General features: G+C 72.3%; 14 protein-coding genes. 9 read left to right on the top strand and 5 right to left on the bottom strand.

The genetic code is table 11. The features are described from left to right. Nucleotides 1–304: 304 nt before the first annotated feature. The 5 genes from ACIBH3_RS13720 to ACIBH3_RS13740 form a co-directional block, all read right to left on the bottom strand. Complete coding sequence (locus ACIBH3_RS13720) at nt 305–1258, bottom strand: oxygenase MpaB family protein (protein ID WP_396312130.1); 954 nt, start codon at nt 1256–1258, stop codon at nt 305–307. 186 nt (nt 1259–1444) lie between these two features. Next, the gene (locus ACIBH3_RS13725; protein ID WP_396312131.1) at nt 1445–1891 is read right to left on the bottom strand and encodes a DUF6069 family protein; all 447 of its coding nucleotides are present in this window, start codon (nt 1889–1891) and stop codon (nt 1445–1447) included. Nucleotides 1892–1920: 29 nt separating this feature from the next. Continuing rightward, the gene (locus ACIBH3_RS13730; protein WP_396312132.1) at nt 1921–2430 is read right to left on the bottom strand and encodes a CocE/NonD family hydrolase C-terminal non-catalytic domain-containing protein; all 510 of its coding nucleotides are present in this window, start codon (nt 2428–2430) and stop codon (nt 1921–1923) included. Next, entirely contained in the window at nt 2355–2648 is a 294-nt protein-coding gene (locus tag ACIBH3_RS13735; RefSeq protein WP_396312341.1) for a CocE/NonD family hydrolase C-terminal non-catalytic domain-containing protein, read from the bottom strand. The genes ACIBH3_RS13730 and ACIBH3_RS13735 overlap by 76 nt, the downstream gene beginning before the upstream one ends. 141 nt (nt 2649–2789) lie before the next feature. Then, complete coding sequence (locus ACIBH3_RS13740; protein WP_396312133.1) at nt 2790–3509, bottom strand: CocE/NonD family hydrolase; 720 nt, start codon at nt 3507–3509, stop codon at nt 2790–2792. A gap of 108 nt (nt 3510–3617) precedes the next feature. Here ACIBH3_RS13740 and ACIBH3_RS13745 point away from each other — a divergent pair, with 108 nt between their 5' ends. The 9 genes from ACIBH3_RS13745 (at nt 3618) to ACIBH3_RS13785 (ending at nt 12904) form a co-directional block, all read left to right on the top strand. After that, entirely contained in the window at nt 3618–4235 is a 618-nt protein-coding gene (locus tag ACIBH3_RS13745; RefSeq protein ID WP_396312134.1) for a TetR family transcriptional regulator, read from the top strand. A gap of 289 nt (nt 4236–4524) precedes the next feature. Further along, nucleotides 4525–5109 carry a TetR/AcrR family transcriptional regulator gene (locus ACIBH3_RS13750; protein WP_396312135.1) on the top strand — a complete coding sequence of 195 codons (585 nt, stop codon included), beginning with the start codon at nt 4525–4527 and terminating at the stop codon, nt 5107–5109. A gap of 80 nt (nt 5110–5189) precedes the next feature. Then, a complete protein-coding gene (locus ACIBH3_RS13755; RefSeq protein ID WP_396312136.1) occupies nt 5190–6170 on the top strand; it encodes a zinc-binding dehydrogenase in 981 nt (326 codons plus the stop codon). 204 nt (nt 6171–6374) lie between these two features. Then, nucleotides 6375–6737, top strand: a complete 363-nt coding sequence (locus ACIBH3_RS13760) for a cupin domain-containing protein (protein ID WP_396312137.1) — start codon at nt 6375–6377, stop codon at nt 6735–6737. Between the two features lie 419 nt (nt 6738–7156). Next, complete coding sequence (locus tag ACIBH3_RS13765; protein WP_396312138.1) at nt 7157–8014, top strand: universal stress protein; 858 nt, start codon at nt 7157–7159, stop codon at nt 8012–8014. A 423-nt stretch (nt 8015–8437) separates the two neighbouring features. Beyond that, the gene (locus ACIBH3_RS13770; RefSeq protein ID WP_396312139.1) at nt 8438–8965 is read left to right on the top strand and encodes a flavodoxin family protein; all 528 of its coding nucleotides are present in this window, start codon (nt 8438–8440) and stop codon (nt 8963–8965) included. Between the two features lie 846 nt (nt 8966–9811). After that, nucleotides 9812–10576 (top strand): hypothetical protein, encoded by a 765-nt coding sequence (locus ACIBH3_RS13775; RefSeq protein WP_396312140.1) that lies wholly within the window; start codon nt 9812–9814, stop codon nt 10574–10576. Between the two features lie 64 nt (nt 10577–10640). Continuing rightward, nucleotides 10641–10913 carry a BON domain-containing protein gene (locus ACIBH3_RS13780; protein ID WP_396312141.1) on the top strand — a complete coding sequence of 91 codons (273 nt, stop codon included), beginning with the start codon at nt 10641–10643 and terminating at the stop codon, nt 10911–10913. Between the two features lie 263 nt (nt 10914–11176). Beyond that, on the top strand, nt 11177–12904 hold the full coding sequence (locus ACIBH3_RS13785) for an aminotransferase class V-fold PLP-dependent enzyme (RefSeq protein ID WP_396312142.1): 1728 nt from the start codon (nt 11177–11179) through the stop codon (nt 12902–12904). Nucleotides 12905–13009: the final 105 nt, after the last annotated feature.

Consider the following 13009-nt stretch of genomic DNA (forward strand, 5'->3'; position numbering starts at 1 on the left):
CGACCCCCCTCAGAGTTCTTCGCCCGACAACGCATCAACTTACGTGAGGAAACACCCTCCGACCTGCGCTTCACGGGGCACGGGCAGCGGCTGGTGCGGCGCGACGACAGGCCTGTGACCAGGCCGTGACACACATCGCCGGACGACCGCGGTCCGTCGGCGGGCTGCTCTTCGGCATACCGGCCTTCGACCGCGAGGCGCTGGAGACCGCGCTGGGAGAAGAGGGCGCCTTCGGGCGCCGATGCCGTGACGAGTCCGCCGCCCAGGTCCCCCTCGTGACCGCCGTGGCTCGCTCACCCCATCCTCAACCGGTCTCCGGTGGTTCGGCGGTGGCGCTGGTCGTCGTGGTGGCGCGCGCGTACGCGGCGGCGCGGATCTGGGAGGGGCCGCAGGCCCACACCATGACCCGGCCACCGGTCCGCGCCAGCGGGCGGTCCCAGCCCGCGCGGACCAACCAGGGCCGGCGTACTGCGAGTTCGGCCCTGCCCCAGTCCGGAAGGAGGCCGATCGAGGCGTTCGTCAGCACCCGTACGGCAAGACGCTCGCGACGGCTGCGGCCGAAGCCGCGAAGCAGCCGGAGCACTTCCAGGGCGGGCGGCGTGATCCGCAGCTCGGGCCGGATCCGGGCGAGGTAGGCCGCCACCTCGGCGCGGGACCGGGGCACGGCAGTGGCGCCCAGCCGTTCGGCGACGCGGGCCGCCTCCGCGTAGTAGCCGTCGCACTCGGCGGCGGTCAGCGGGATGGCGGAGAAGGTCTGGTAACCGGTCAGGAAGCAGTGGACCTCGGCGACGTGCACCCAGGTGAGCAGCTCGGGGTCGTCGGCGCGGTAGGGGCGGCCGTCCGGTGCGATTCCGCGGATCCGCGGGTGGATCCTGCGTACACTCGCGATCGCTCGCTCGGCCGCGGCCGTCGAGCCGAGCGTGGTGGTGGTGACGAAGCGGGCCGTCCGGTTGAGCCGCCCGGTCGGGTCGACCCGGAAGTCGGAGTGCGCGTCGACCGCGGCCATCGCCAGCGGGTGCAGGGACTGCAGCAGCAGTGCCGCGAATCCACCCGCCAGCATCCCGGCCGGGTGTCCGTGCACCCGCCACACCACGCTGTCCGGGCCGAACAGACCGGGGTCCCCGGCCGGGCGGTCGTAGCGCTCCAGGTGCAGGTCCGGCCCGTGGACGGTGGCGTTGATCTCCGCCAGCAGCCGCGCCCGGAGCGCGGCGAGCGGCGTGCGCCGCAGCCCGCCCGCACCCGTTCCCGACCCCGTCATGCCCACCCCTGCCGCTCGCCGCCCAGGGACCCCACAGTACCGACGGGGCGGCGAGGGCGGGGAGGCGGCGGGGCGCTCCTGATGTGCCGCCGGCGACCGGGGGCGGGTGCGGCGACCCGCGGAGGCGGGCGGGGATGAGCCGGGGCGTGGCGGGCCACGGGCTCCTCGGACGGCCTGGGCCGGGCGTCAGGAACGGCGCAGTGACGTGATCACGAAGGTGGGGATCACGACCGCCCCGACGATCAGGTGCATCAGGGCCAGCAGGAGCTGGTCGGTCGTGCTGATTCCCGTCCCGTTGTAGGGAAGGCTGCCGACGAGCGTCAGGACCGCGAGCACGGTCCAGATGACGGTGGCCCGGCGTGGGACGAATCGTTCCAGCAGCTCCAGCAGGGCCCAGCCGAGCAGGGTCGGGACGATGGAGGAGGCGCTCACCAGGCTGATCAGGACGGACTGGGCCGGCAGGCCGAACACCGCGGGCGTCTTCAGGTCGAACCCGGCGATGTCGGTGAGGACGATCATGTACAGGAGATTCGCGAGGAGGCCGACGCAGATGGCAGCGGAGCGCACCGGCCAGGTCGGGGCGCCGGCGGGGCGAGGGGTGGATGGTCTCGGTGAGGGCGATGCGGTGGCCATGATGGCTGCTCCGTTGGAAGAGTCGGGGGTCAGCGGATGACGGGCAGGATGAGGTGGGAGGGGTGGTCGCCGTCGTGGTGGACGAGGTCGCGGCCCACCTGGTGGCCGTAGTAGTGGTGGAGCAGGCCGTCGGCGACCGCGGAGTCCCCGTTGGCGATCTCCAGGCGGATGCGGCTGCCCTTGGGGAAGAGATGGGACGTCGGCCAGAACTCGATCTCGTAGCGGACGACGGTCCCCGGCTCGATCGGCTGGGTCGGGTGGGTGCGGTGGGAGGCCTTCAGCCAGCCGCGGGTGACCATCGCGGAGGGCCGCGGCACGTTCTTGGCGACCTTGCGCATGAGGGTCTGCTTGAGCTTCGCAACGGCCTTCTGCTCGGAGATCTTGACGTGGAAATCCGTGTCGGTCCGGTCGGACTCCGCGTACAGCACCAGGGTGATCTTCCCGGTGACCTCGATGTCGTGTTCTAGGGGCGGAGTGGTGAAGGTGAGCATCCCGCGGGTGGGTTGCGGGATGCCGTCGGTGATGACGGTGGTGCCCACCGTCCACTCGGGGTTGGGGTAGTCGTAGCCGGTCGGCTCTCCGGCCGGCTGGGCGGGGCGGTGGTGAGGCTGCCGTCATTGAGTGAGTGGACGGCGTGCGCGGGTTCGGGGTTCAGGTAGAACGTGGTCGGCACGGCTCGCCGCAGTGGCCATTCGGATTCCTCCCGCAGCCGGCTCCCTGCGTTGCCGACCTGGATACGGACCGGCGGGCCGTCCATGACACCGTTGTCGATGCCCTTGAGCCAGTGGTCGTACCAGGGGCGGATGTAGGTGTCGAGGAACTCGGGTTGGTAGTAGCGCTCGTGGCTGTCGGTGCCGGCGAGCACGACCAGGCGCTTGTCGGTCCCCTTGAGCCGTTCCTAGCCGTCGAGCTGACCGCGCAGGTGCAGTCCGACGCTGTACCACCAGGCGATGTTGAGCACCGGGACGTCGATGTCCTCCACCTTCACCGCTCGCTGGTCCCACCAGTCGTCGAAGACGGGCCGGTCCAGGCTCATGCCGATGATGTCGGCGGTGATGCCGCCGGGCCGGGGCGGGGTGCCGCCGCCGATGGCGGCGGCGGCACGGAGGTGGTCGGTCGACCAGAAGGTGACGAAGCCCATGGAGTAGACCCCGCCGTGGTAGACCGCGTCGTGGTAGAGGTCGGTGAACCCGTTGTAGACCAGCGCGCAGGTCAGGTGCGGCGGGCGCTGCGCGGCAGCCAGCCACTGGTTCACGCTGTAGGCGCTCTCCCCGATCATCGAGACCTTCTGGGTGGACCAGGGACGAGAGGCGATCCACTCGATGGTGTCGTAGAGGTCGCGCTGCTCGGCGGGCCCGAACAGCGCGAAGTCCCCCTCGGACCTGCCGGTGCCGCGCTGGTCGGCGACCACGAGCGCATAGCCGTGGCCCGTCCAGTAGTCGAGCGGGCCGGTCTCGATGAACCGGATCGACACCGCCGGCAGGTACACCAGGTCCTTCTGGTACGGCGCCACCGCATACAGCGCCGGGAACGGGCCGTCCCCGTCCGGCAGGTACACATCGGCGCAGATCCGGGCGCCGTCGGACGCCGTGATCCACTCATCTTTGAGCATGCGCATGATCAACTCCTAATTTCCTCACATGTGGAAACTAGTTTCAGCGCATGATGAAACTCCCGGGGACGGCAAGGGAGTCCCTCTTCGGACCGTTGCGGAAGGTGATGTGGCGTGACTGGGCGAGGCCCGCGAGGGGAACGCGGAGAACAGGCGGACAAGATCATCGCCGCGGCCCGCAGATCGTTCGCCACCCGCGGCTACGCTGCGACCTCACTCCGGGCGGTCGCCCAGGACGCCGGTGTCGACCCCGGCCTGGTGCACTACTACTTCCGCACCAAGACCGGGCTGCTGGAAGCGGTCATGCAACCCCCCGAGGCGTTCGGCGCGGCCGTGGCCGCCGCCGCCGAACAGCCCGTGCACCAGCGCGGGCGCGCGTTCGTCCAGGCCAATCTCCGCCTGTGGGAGGACCCGGCCTCCGCCGAGATCCTGCGCTCCATCATCCTCACCGCCTCCCAGGAACCCGCCGCCATGCAGCGTCTGCGGCAGTTGTTCTCCGAACTCGTCCTGGCCGTCGTCTCCCACGGCCTGCCCGACACCGAACGCACCCTGCGCGCCAGCCTCATCGCCACCCAGATCGTCGGCATGGTCATGAACCGCTACATCTGGCAGGTCGGCGACATCGCCACCCTCCCCGCCGACACCGTCACCGACCTCCTCGCCCCCACCATCCAGCACTACCTCGCCGACCCCCTGCCCACGAAGCCCGGCGACCGCTGGAGCCTGGGCTGACCGGATCCGTTCGGCGATCGGCCCCGCCATCCGTCCGGGGTGTCACCGGCCACCCCCTGCCACCACCGATACAGGTGGCCGACTCCCCCCGGCCGGAGGATGCGCCCGCCGACACCGCCCGGCACCTCCAACCCGACCGGGGCCGACCGTCCGAGCACGGCGACGACCCGTCCTCGGCCGGAGCCGTACCCGGGGTAGGAACCAGGCGGCGTACGGCGTCTCGCACCCACGCGCGGGCCATGGACGGACGGGCGTTGTTCTTGAATGGTCGCTCATGTATGTTCGCTCCATGCCCAGACCCCGCGAGTTCGACCCCGACACCGTGCTCGACCAGGCGATGCTGCGGTTCTGGGAGCGCGGATACCGGGCCACGTCCATCGAGGACCTGGTGAAGGCCACCGGCGTCAAGCCCGGCAGCATCTACAGCGCATTCCCCGGTGGCAAGCACGCGCTCTTCGTGAAGTCGCTGGAGCGCTACTCCAAGCTGGTCGTCCCCCAGAAGCTGGGCGAACTGGGGGCCCCGAACGCCTCGGTGGCGGAGGTCCGTGGCTACTTCGACGGACTCGTGCGCGACCTGCTGAGCCCGGAAGGGCGGCAGGGATGCCTCCTGGTCAACACCGCGATCGAGAAGGCGGCCGAGGACGACGAGGCGGCGGCGGTGGTGCGCGGCCACCTCGCGCGCCTGGAGCGGTGCATGACCCACGCACTGGAGAACGCGGCCCGCCGCGGCGAGGTGCGCGAATCCCTCGATGCGGGCGGCAGCGCCAAGCTGCTGGTCGCGACCTGCCAGGGTCTGATGGTCGTGGGTAAGGCGAATCCCGACGAGGCGCTCCTGCGGGCGATCGTCGACAACGCCTTCGCCGCCCTCTCCTGACGGCGCGGCACACGGGCCACCACACGGTGGCCCTTTCGTCGGCCCAATAGATGAATAACCATTCAAGAATGAGGTAGGACATGAAGGCCATCGTCATATCCGCCCACGGCGGCCCCGAGGTGCTCACCGTCACGGAACTGCCCGACCCGGTCCCCGCCGTCGGCGAGATCCTCATCAGGGTCAAGGCGTTCGGCCTCAACCACGCCGAGGCGTACATGCGCAGCGGCGCCTGGGGCCAGGTCGCCGCTGTTCCGGGGATCGAGTGCGCCGGCCTGGTCGAGGCCGACCCTTCGGGCGAACTCCCCGTCGGTACGAGGGTGGTGGCGATTCTCGGCGGCATGGGGCGGACCCGCAACGGCAGCTACGCGGAGCTCGTGACCGTCCCGGCGGCCAACGTGGCGGTCGTGCGCTCGCAGCTGCCCTGGGCCGACCTGGCCGCAGTGCCCGAGGTGTACGCGACGGCGTTCAGCGCCCTGCACGGCAACCTGACCGTGCGCCCCGGGGAGACGCTGCTGGTCCGGGGCGCGACCTCCTCGCTCGGGCAGGCCGCCGTCAACCTGGCCGTCCAGCACGGTGCGAGCGTGATCGCCACCACCCGCAGCGAGGCACACGTACCGCTGCTCCAGGAGATCGGAGCCACCGACGTGCTCATCGACGGCGGCCACCTGGCGGCCGAGGTCGAACGCCGGGGCCTCGCCGTCGACGCCCTGCTCGACGTCGTCGGCAACAGCGTGCTGCGCGACTCGCTGGCCTCGGTCCGCCCGCGCGGGAGGGTCTGCCAAGTGGGCTTTCTCGGCGGCTTCGCGCCCGTGCCGGACTTCGACCCGATCACCGACCTGCCCAGCGGAGTACAGCTGAGCTTCTTCGGCAGCGCCTTCGTCCTGGGAAGCCCCGCGTTCCCGCTCGCGGACATCCCGCTGGACGCGATCTACGCCCAGGTCGAGGCCGGCACCCTGAAGGCCCGACCCACGCGGGTGTTCGGCTTCGACGAGATCGTGGAGGCTCATCGCGTGCTGGAGGCCGGCCGGGCGCTGGGAAAGATGGTCGTCGCTCTGGACTGATTCGTCCCGCCCGGTAGGCCGGGGGGCCGTGATCATCCTGGCCTTTGTCCGCGCCCGCCGGAGCGCCGGCCCGCGGCCAAGTGCTCCTCGGCCCGGACCCCCGACGAGATCCGGCTGTATGCCCGTCGCGACTGACGTCGCGGTCCGACCCTCCGGAGATGAGACTGGAGTGACAGATCCCGGCGTTTCGGTGAGGAGTACGCCATGTCAGGTCTCGTACGCAAGAGCCTCGACACACCCGAGGAGGTCCGGCCCTTCGAGCAGGACGCGGGGAAGGTGGAGCTGGTCAACCTGGATGCCGGAGCGGTCGGCCGGGGAACCTTCGAACCGGGATGGAAGTGGTCGAAGCACATCAAGCCCATCGCCGGGACCGACAGCTGCCAGGCCTCGCACATGGGCTACGTGATCTCCGGCCGGATGCACATCGTGATGGACGACGGCGAGTCGGCGGAGTTCGGCCCCGGTGACTTCATGATCTGCCCGCCCGGCCACGACGCCTGGGTCGTGGGCGACGAGGCCTGCGTTGTCATCGACTGGCAGGGCTTCGCGGACTACGCCAAGAAGTGACGCGTCGGCCCCGATCCGCCGGCGTCGTGCTTGTGGCAGTCGGCATGTCGGCACCGGTGTTCACCGCGCCACCGAGGGCACCGACGGCTCCCGCCGCCCCGGCCCCTCGGTGGCGGCCTCCAGGTGGCCTGCCGGTGACTGCCGCCCCAGGGTGCGCCGTGTCCGACACCTCCCTCCCGGTCTCACACTGCTCTTGCCGCCCCTGCCCCATCGTGAGGACAGCCCAGGACAGCGGGCCGCTCCGGCGGGACGATGAGAGAGGAGGGGGACGGCGGATGGAGATCCACCTCCACCGAGCTCGAACTGCTCGCGCATCACACGAGCCGGGGTGGATGGGCCGGCGTGCCGCGCCCCGGTGGACGGTCTGTTCCTGGTCGCGGTGAGCGACCGCGGCAGCCTGGACTTCGAAGGAGCGGGCCATGAGATACCCGGTCATCGTGGGAATCGACGGTACGGACGCCAGTCACGACGCCATCGACTGGGCCGCGGAGGAGGCTGCCCTGCGTCGGGCCCCCCTGCACATCCTGCACGCCTGGCTCGGCGAAACACTGAACGCGCCGGCCGGGCAGGACACCCGGCGCACCCGGGACGCCGGGGAGGAGGCCCTTGAAGCGGCTCGCGACCAGGCCCGGATGCACCGTCCGGATCTGGCGGTCACCACCGATCTGGCCGACGACTACGCCCGGGACGCCCTGCTCGCCGTGTCGGGCGAGGCGGACCTCCTGGTACTCGGGACACGCGGCTCGGGTGGGTTCCCCCGGCTGCTGGTCGGCTCGACAAGCCTGTCCGTGTCCTCCCACGCCCTGTGCCCCGTCGTCGTCGTCCACTCGCCGGACGTCCGGGCCGCGGCCGGCGGCGTGCTGGTGGGAGTCGACGGTGAGAAGTACAGCGACGACGTCCTCGCCTTCGCCTTCGAGGCCGCGCTCAGGAGGAGCCTGCCACTGCAGGCGGTGCACGCCTGGAGCTATCCCCTGATCAGCGGGCCCGGTCACGCGTTCCCTCCGGTGTACGAGGAGAATCACGTCGCCGCCGAGCGGGAGCGGTTCCTGGCCGAGGCGCTTGCGGGCAGCCGCCAGCAGTTCCCCGAGGTCGAGGTGACCGAGGCCGCGGTGCGCTCCAGCGCGGCGAAACTGCTGGTGGCTCGCTCCGAGTCCCATCAGCTGGTGGTGGTCGGGCGCCACGGAGCGGTACGCGGACCCATGCGGCGGCTCGGCTCGGTGAGCCAGGCGGTCGTGCAGCACGCGCACTGCCCGGTCGCGGTGGTGCCGGTGGGCTGAGCCGGCCGGTGGCCGGGTGGGCCGCCGGGTGCCTGCGACGAGAGCGGCGGCTGCGCCCGGAGCCCGCCCGGCGCCGGGCCGGTGCCGGGCCGGTGAGGCCCCTCGCCCCACACACAGGGCCGACCGGCCTCCGCCCCGGGCCCGACCGGCCCTCCCCCACGGGCGGCGGGCGGCGGACGATGAAGGTGATCAATTCTGCCGGAGCGCCGGAGCGCCTCCGACGCCGGCCGAAGGGACTCCCATGAACGGGTCCAAGAGCCCCGTCCCGTCGCCACGGGCATCGTGCGGTCCGGGGCGAGCAGGAGGGCCGTGCGCCGGGCCTCGGCGCGGCAGCGTGTCGCGGTCCGCCTCTCGTGCCCCCGATCGTCGGGCCGACACTCCCGCAGCACGGGTACGTGAGGAAGTAGAGAGAGGCGAGACGCCATGCAGGCACTGATCGTGTACGAGAGCATGTACGGCAACACCCGCGAGGTCGCCGAGGCGATCGCGGAGGGTGTCCACGAGGCCGAGCCCGAGGCGTCGGTGAGCTGCGTCCCGGCCGCCGCGGCGGGGCCGGACGTCACCCGGGCGGCCGACCTGCTCGTGGTCGGCGGTCCGACCCACATGCACGGGATGTCCTCCGGCCTCAGCCGCAAGATGGCGCAGTCCGCCGGGGCCAAGCACGAGGGCGGGACCTCGCGCGAGCCCGCGGCGGGAGCCGAGGGCCCGGGGCTGCGCTCCTGGTTCCACGACCTGCCGAAGACCGAACCCGGCACCCATGCCGCGGCCTTCGACACCCGCGCCGACTCCCGGATGAGCGGCGGCGCAGCCGGCGGGATCGCCCACCGGCTCTCCCAGCACCACTACGACGTGGTGGTGGAGCCCGAGGGCTTCATCGTCGAGGACACCGAAGGCCCCCTGCGCGCCGGGGAACTCGATCGGGCCAGGGCCTGGGGGGCGAGCCTCGTCTGACGCCGCATCCCGGCACACGCCCAGTGGCCCGACCACCGGGCGCCGGTGGGTGCGGTGGCGAAGCCGGTCCGCGGGACCGGACCGCCCGGGGCGACCGGCAGATCGGAGCGCGCGCCGCTCCGGACGCCCGCGCCGCGCCACCACATCAGGGCAGTCCGCGATCGGCCCACGCGAGGAGGACGGCACAGGACGTCTGGACGGGAAGACCGCCGTGGTCACCTGCGGGCGCGCGGGCATCGGCACGGCCAATCGTGCGGCGGATCGCCGATGAGGGTGCACAGGTGACCGTCGCCGACGTACTCGACGCCGAAGGCGGGGAGCCGGCCGCCTCGCGGGCGAGCGGGCGCACTCCCGCCGACTGGACGTCACCATTGCCGTCCGCTCGGCCGCCACGACTTCGCCGGAGCGGTGGCCCCCGAGCACTGGCCGGTGGCAGGCCGACGTTCCGTCTGATGGACAGCCGGTATGGCGATCACCGTGACTGGGCCGAGATCGAGGAGTGGGCCGAGGGGATCGCCCGCCGCCCTCGCGACCGGCCCCTGCGGTGACCTTGCCGGTGGGGTGCCGGCGCGCGAGCGGAGGATCGCCACCGAGCCGCCCAGGTGCGGCGTACCCGGCCGGGCGCCGGGCGAGCGGTCAGTCCGGGAGGCGGACGGCGAGCGCCGGTCTGATGCGCGTGGCACGGCGGGCCGGGCCGCGCGCACCCAGCAGGGAGGCCGCGAGGGTGACAATGGCGCCCGCTCGATCGGGAAGCCGCTCCGCCGGCGTGCCCTGCCAGGTGACCTCACCTTTCGCTCCGCGTCACGACCGCGGGCACGAAGGCTCCGGCCGGGTGATGATTGCCGTGTGATCGAGTCCGCCGAGCCGCCTCCGGAAGTGCTGCTGAGCACGATGGCGAACCTTGCGAGGTTCCATCGTGAGCACGAGAAGTTCTACGCCGCAGCACCCCGGGAACAGGCCATCGAGCTTCAGCGAGATGCTCGCACCCTGCTCGCCCTTGCCGATCACTGGTCCACGGCCCCGCGCTCGGATCCGTCACCCCTGAATCCGTTCGAGGGTGCCGAGGACCTCACCGCGCCCGCCGCGATGCAGCTGCGGGGCGTGCTGTTCATGGAGGGGGAGGGGGAGCCCGCCGAGATCGGCCGGCTCAGGAGAGACCTCGCGGCGGGTGCTGATGACCTGCTGGCGGTCGCGAACTGGCTGTCTGCGGCGATGCAGGCATCCTGGGACGCCGCGGCCGCACTTCTCGATTTCGCGGAGTTCGCCGATCTCCTCGGTGAGCGGCATCGCATCATCAGCAACGACTGGCAGGCCGCGCACATGAGTGAGGGGGCCGGTCGGCTGCTGCGCCGCGCCGGGGAGATCCTCGACCGGGTGGACTTCAGTCCCGGTGCTCTGCGGGCCGACCTGGCCGCAGGCGCCCTCGCCCCGAAGCGCCTCTACTCGGCGGCTGAGCTCGTCGCCCGCGCGGCGGACCTGCTCAGCGAGTCGGCAGGCCTCGTGCACGACAACGAGCGCCGCTGGCGGATCTTCCGCGCGCGTGTGACGGAGCTGCTCGGAGCCGCCTCGTCCGGGCCCGCCGGGACCGCGCCACCCTCGCCTGCGAACTGACGGGCCCGGCCGGACCCACCGGCCGGGCCCCGGCTCCGTGCGTCGGCGTACCGTCGGCGCACCGGTGAGTGCGCCGATCCTGCGGCCCGATCCCGAGAAGCGACCCGTCAGGCGCCGGGGCCCGTGCCTCGCGCCGGTCCGGTCGCCGCTCCCGTCCTCCTCCCGCGTCATCGAGCGCCAGCTCGGCATCGCCTCCGGCGCGGTCGAGGTGCGCTTCGACAACGCCGTGGTGACCCTCAGCGGCGGTCTTCCCATCACCGAGATCGCGGAGCTGATCCACCAGATCTGGCATATCGAAGCCGTGGTCGGCGTGGTCGACCACCTCACCCAGTCGTGACGCCGTCTCAGCCGGAGGCCGCGAACCTCGCGGCCACGACAGGCCGGGCCCGGCGCCGGGCGGGCCGCTGGGCCACGTCCCACCCGTCTCCGGGGCGGGTTGTCGGGCGCCCGGCTCCGCTACGGGCAGGGCGTCCCCGCGGCCGGCGGGGCAATAGGGCCATCGGCCCCTGGCCTGCCGGGATCGGCTGCGGGATGCTGGCAGAGGACAGGGCTTCCCCCGGCCGCACCGACCGGTCCCGGCCGCCCTGAAAGGAGGCCGGCGTGGCCACCACCATCGCATCGGGCAACCGGACCGTGTCGTCCGCGCCGACGTCACCGTTGCTGCGGCGGATCCGCGAGGGCGTCATCGGCGAGGGCGAGGTCCTCGACGGCCCCTACGGTCCCCGGCGGGTCACCTACGCCGACTACACCGCCTCCGGACGCTCGCTCGACTTCATCGAGGACTTCATCCGCTCGGCCGTCCTCCCCCGCTACGCCAACACCCACACCGAGAGCTCCGGCACCGGCCTGCAGACGACCCGGTTGCGCGAGGACGCCCGCCGGGTGATCCGGGACGCCGTCGGCGGCACCGACGACCACCTGGTGATCTTCTGCGGCTCGGGGGCCACCGGCGCCGTCAACAAGCTGGTCGGCATCCTCGGCCTGCGCCTGCCCGCCGACCTCGACGACCGGTACGGCCTGCAGGCGCGGATACCCGCCGCCGAGCGGCCGGCCGTGCTCGTCGGGCCCTACGAGCACCACTCGAACGAGCTGCCCTGGCGGGAGACGATCGCCGACGTCGCCGAGATCGGGGCCGACGCCGACGGCCACATCGACCTGGCCGACCTACGGGCCCGGCTGCGGCACTTCGCCGACCGGCCGCTGGTCATCGGCAGCTTCTCCGCGGCGTCCAACGTGACCGGCATCCTGACGGACGCGGACGCCGTCGCGCGCACACTCCACGAGCACGGCGCCCTGTCGTTCTGGGACTACGCGGCCGCCGGCCCGTACGTGCCGATCCGGGTCAGCGAGAGCGCGCCGGGGCGCGACGACCACAAGGACGCCGTCTTCCTGTCGCCGCACAAGTTCCCCGGCGGACCGCAGACACCCGGCGTGCTGGTCGTGCACCGCGACCTCGTCCGCAACCGGGTGCCCACCGTCCCCGGCGGCGGCACGGTGATATTCGTCGACCCCCGCACCCACCGGTACCTGGACGACCCGGTCGCCCGGGAGGAGGGCGGCACACCCGCCATCGTCGAATCCATCCGCGCCGGCCTGGTCTTCGGCCTCAAGCAGGCTGTCGGCACCGACCTGATCCAGGCCCGCGAGGAGCACATGTGGCACGCCGCCCTGGACCGGTGGGAGCGGAACCCGCGCATCGAGGTCCTCGGCAGCCACCACTCCCGGCGGCTGTCCATCGTCTCCTTCCGGATCCGCCACGGCGACCGGTTCCTGCACCACAACTTCGTGGTCGCCGTCCTCAACGACCTCTTCGGAATCCAGTCCCGTGGCGGTTGCTCCTGCGCGGGCCCGTACGGCCACCGCCTGCTCGCGATCGACGCGTCGCACTCGCACGCCTTCCGCGACGAGATCGTCGGGCACAGGTGCGAGGGCATCAAGCCCGGCTGGACCCGGATCAACTTCCACTACTTCCTGTCCGACACCGTGCGGGACTACCTCATCGAGGCCGTCGACCTGCTCGCGGACGGCGGTTACCGGCTGCTGCCCGACTACCGCTTCGACCCGCACACCGGGCTGTGGCGCCACCGGAACGCCGCGGCCGGGCCGCCCCTGCGGCTCGCCGACGTCGGCTACGACGAGCACGGACGCCTGGGATGGCCGCATGGGCGGGCGATGATGGGCGAGGAGGTCCTCGCCCGGCAGCTGGCCGAGGCCCGCACCCTGCTCGCAGGCCGGCCCGAGACGGTCGACTGCCGGCCCAGCGGCCTCCCCGAGGATTTCGAGGCCCTGCGCTGGTTCCCGCTGCCGGCGCAGTGCCTGGCGCCGTGACGGCCGACGGGCCGGCCATCGCCCGTACGGCCGCCTGGGCCGCTCTCGGCGCCTAGGCGCCGCGCCCGGGCCGACGAGCGGCCCGGTCTCGTACCTGGCGGCGAG

The sequence above is a fragment of the Kitasatospora sp. NPDC050543 genome (genome assembly GCF_044457565.1).
Classification (GTDB): Bacteria; Actinomycetota; Actinomycetes; order Streptomycetales; family Streptomycetaceae; genus Kitasatospora.

Bases quoted from the DNA above. Each gene is read 5' to 3' on its own strand.
- ACIBH3_RS13720 (WP_396312130.1), bottom strand. From the start codon at position 1,258: ATGACGGGGTCGGGAACGGGTGCGGGCGGGCTGCGGCGCACGCCGCTC.
- ACIBH3_RS13750 (WP_396312135.1), top strand. From the start codon at position 4,525: ATGCCCAGACCCCGCGAGTTCGACCCCGACACCGTGCTCGACCAGGCG.
- ACIBH3_RS13740 (WP_396312133.1), bottom strand. From the start codon at position 3,509: ATGCGCATGCTCAAAGATGAGTGGATCACGGCGTCCGACGGCGCCCGG.
- ACIBH3_RS13755 (WP_396312136.1), top strand. From the start codon at position 5,190: ATGAAGGCCATCGTCATATCCGCCCACGGCGGCCCCGAGGTGCTCACC.
- ACIBH3_RS13725 (WP_396312131.1), bottom strand. From the start codon at position 1,891: ATGGCCACCGCATCGCCCTCACCGAGACCATCCACCCCTCGCCCCGCC.
- ACIBH3_RS13765 (WP_396312138.1), top strand. From the start codon at position 7,157: ATGAGATACCCGGTCATCGTGGGAATCGACGGTACGGACGCCAGTCAC.
- ACIBH3_RS13770 (WP_396312139.1), top strand. From the start codon at position 8,438: ATGCAGGCACTGATCGTGTACGAGAGCATGTACGGCAACACCCGCGAG.
- ACIBH3_RS13760 (WP_396312137.1), top strand. From the start codon at position 6,375: ATGTCAGGTCTCGTACGCAAGAGCCTCGACACACCCGAGGAGGTCCGG.
- ACIBH3_RS13735 (WP_396312341.1), bottom strand. From the start codon at position 2,648: ATGGACGGCCCGCCGGTCCGTATCCAGGTCGGCAACGCAGGGAGCCGG.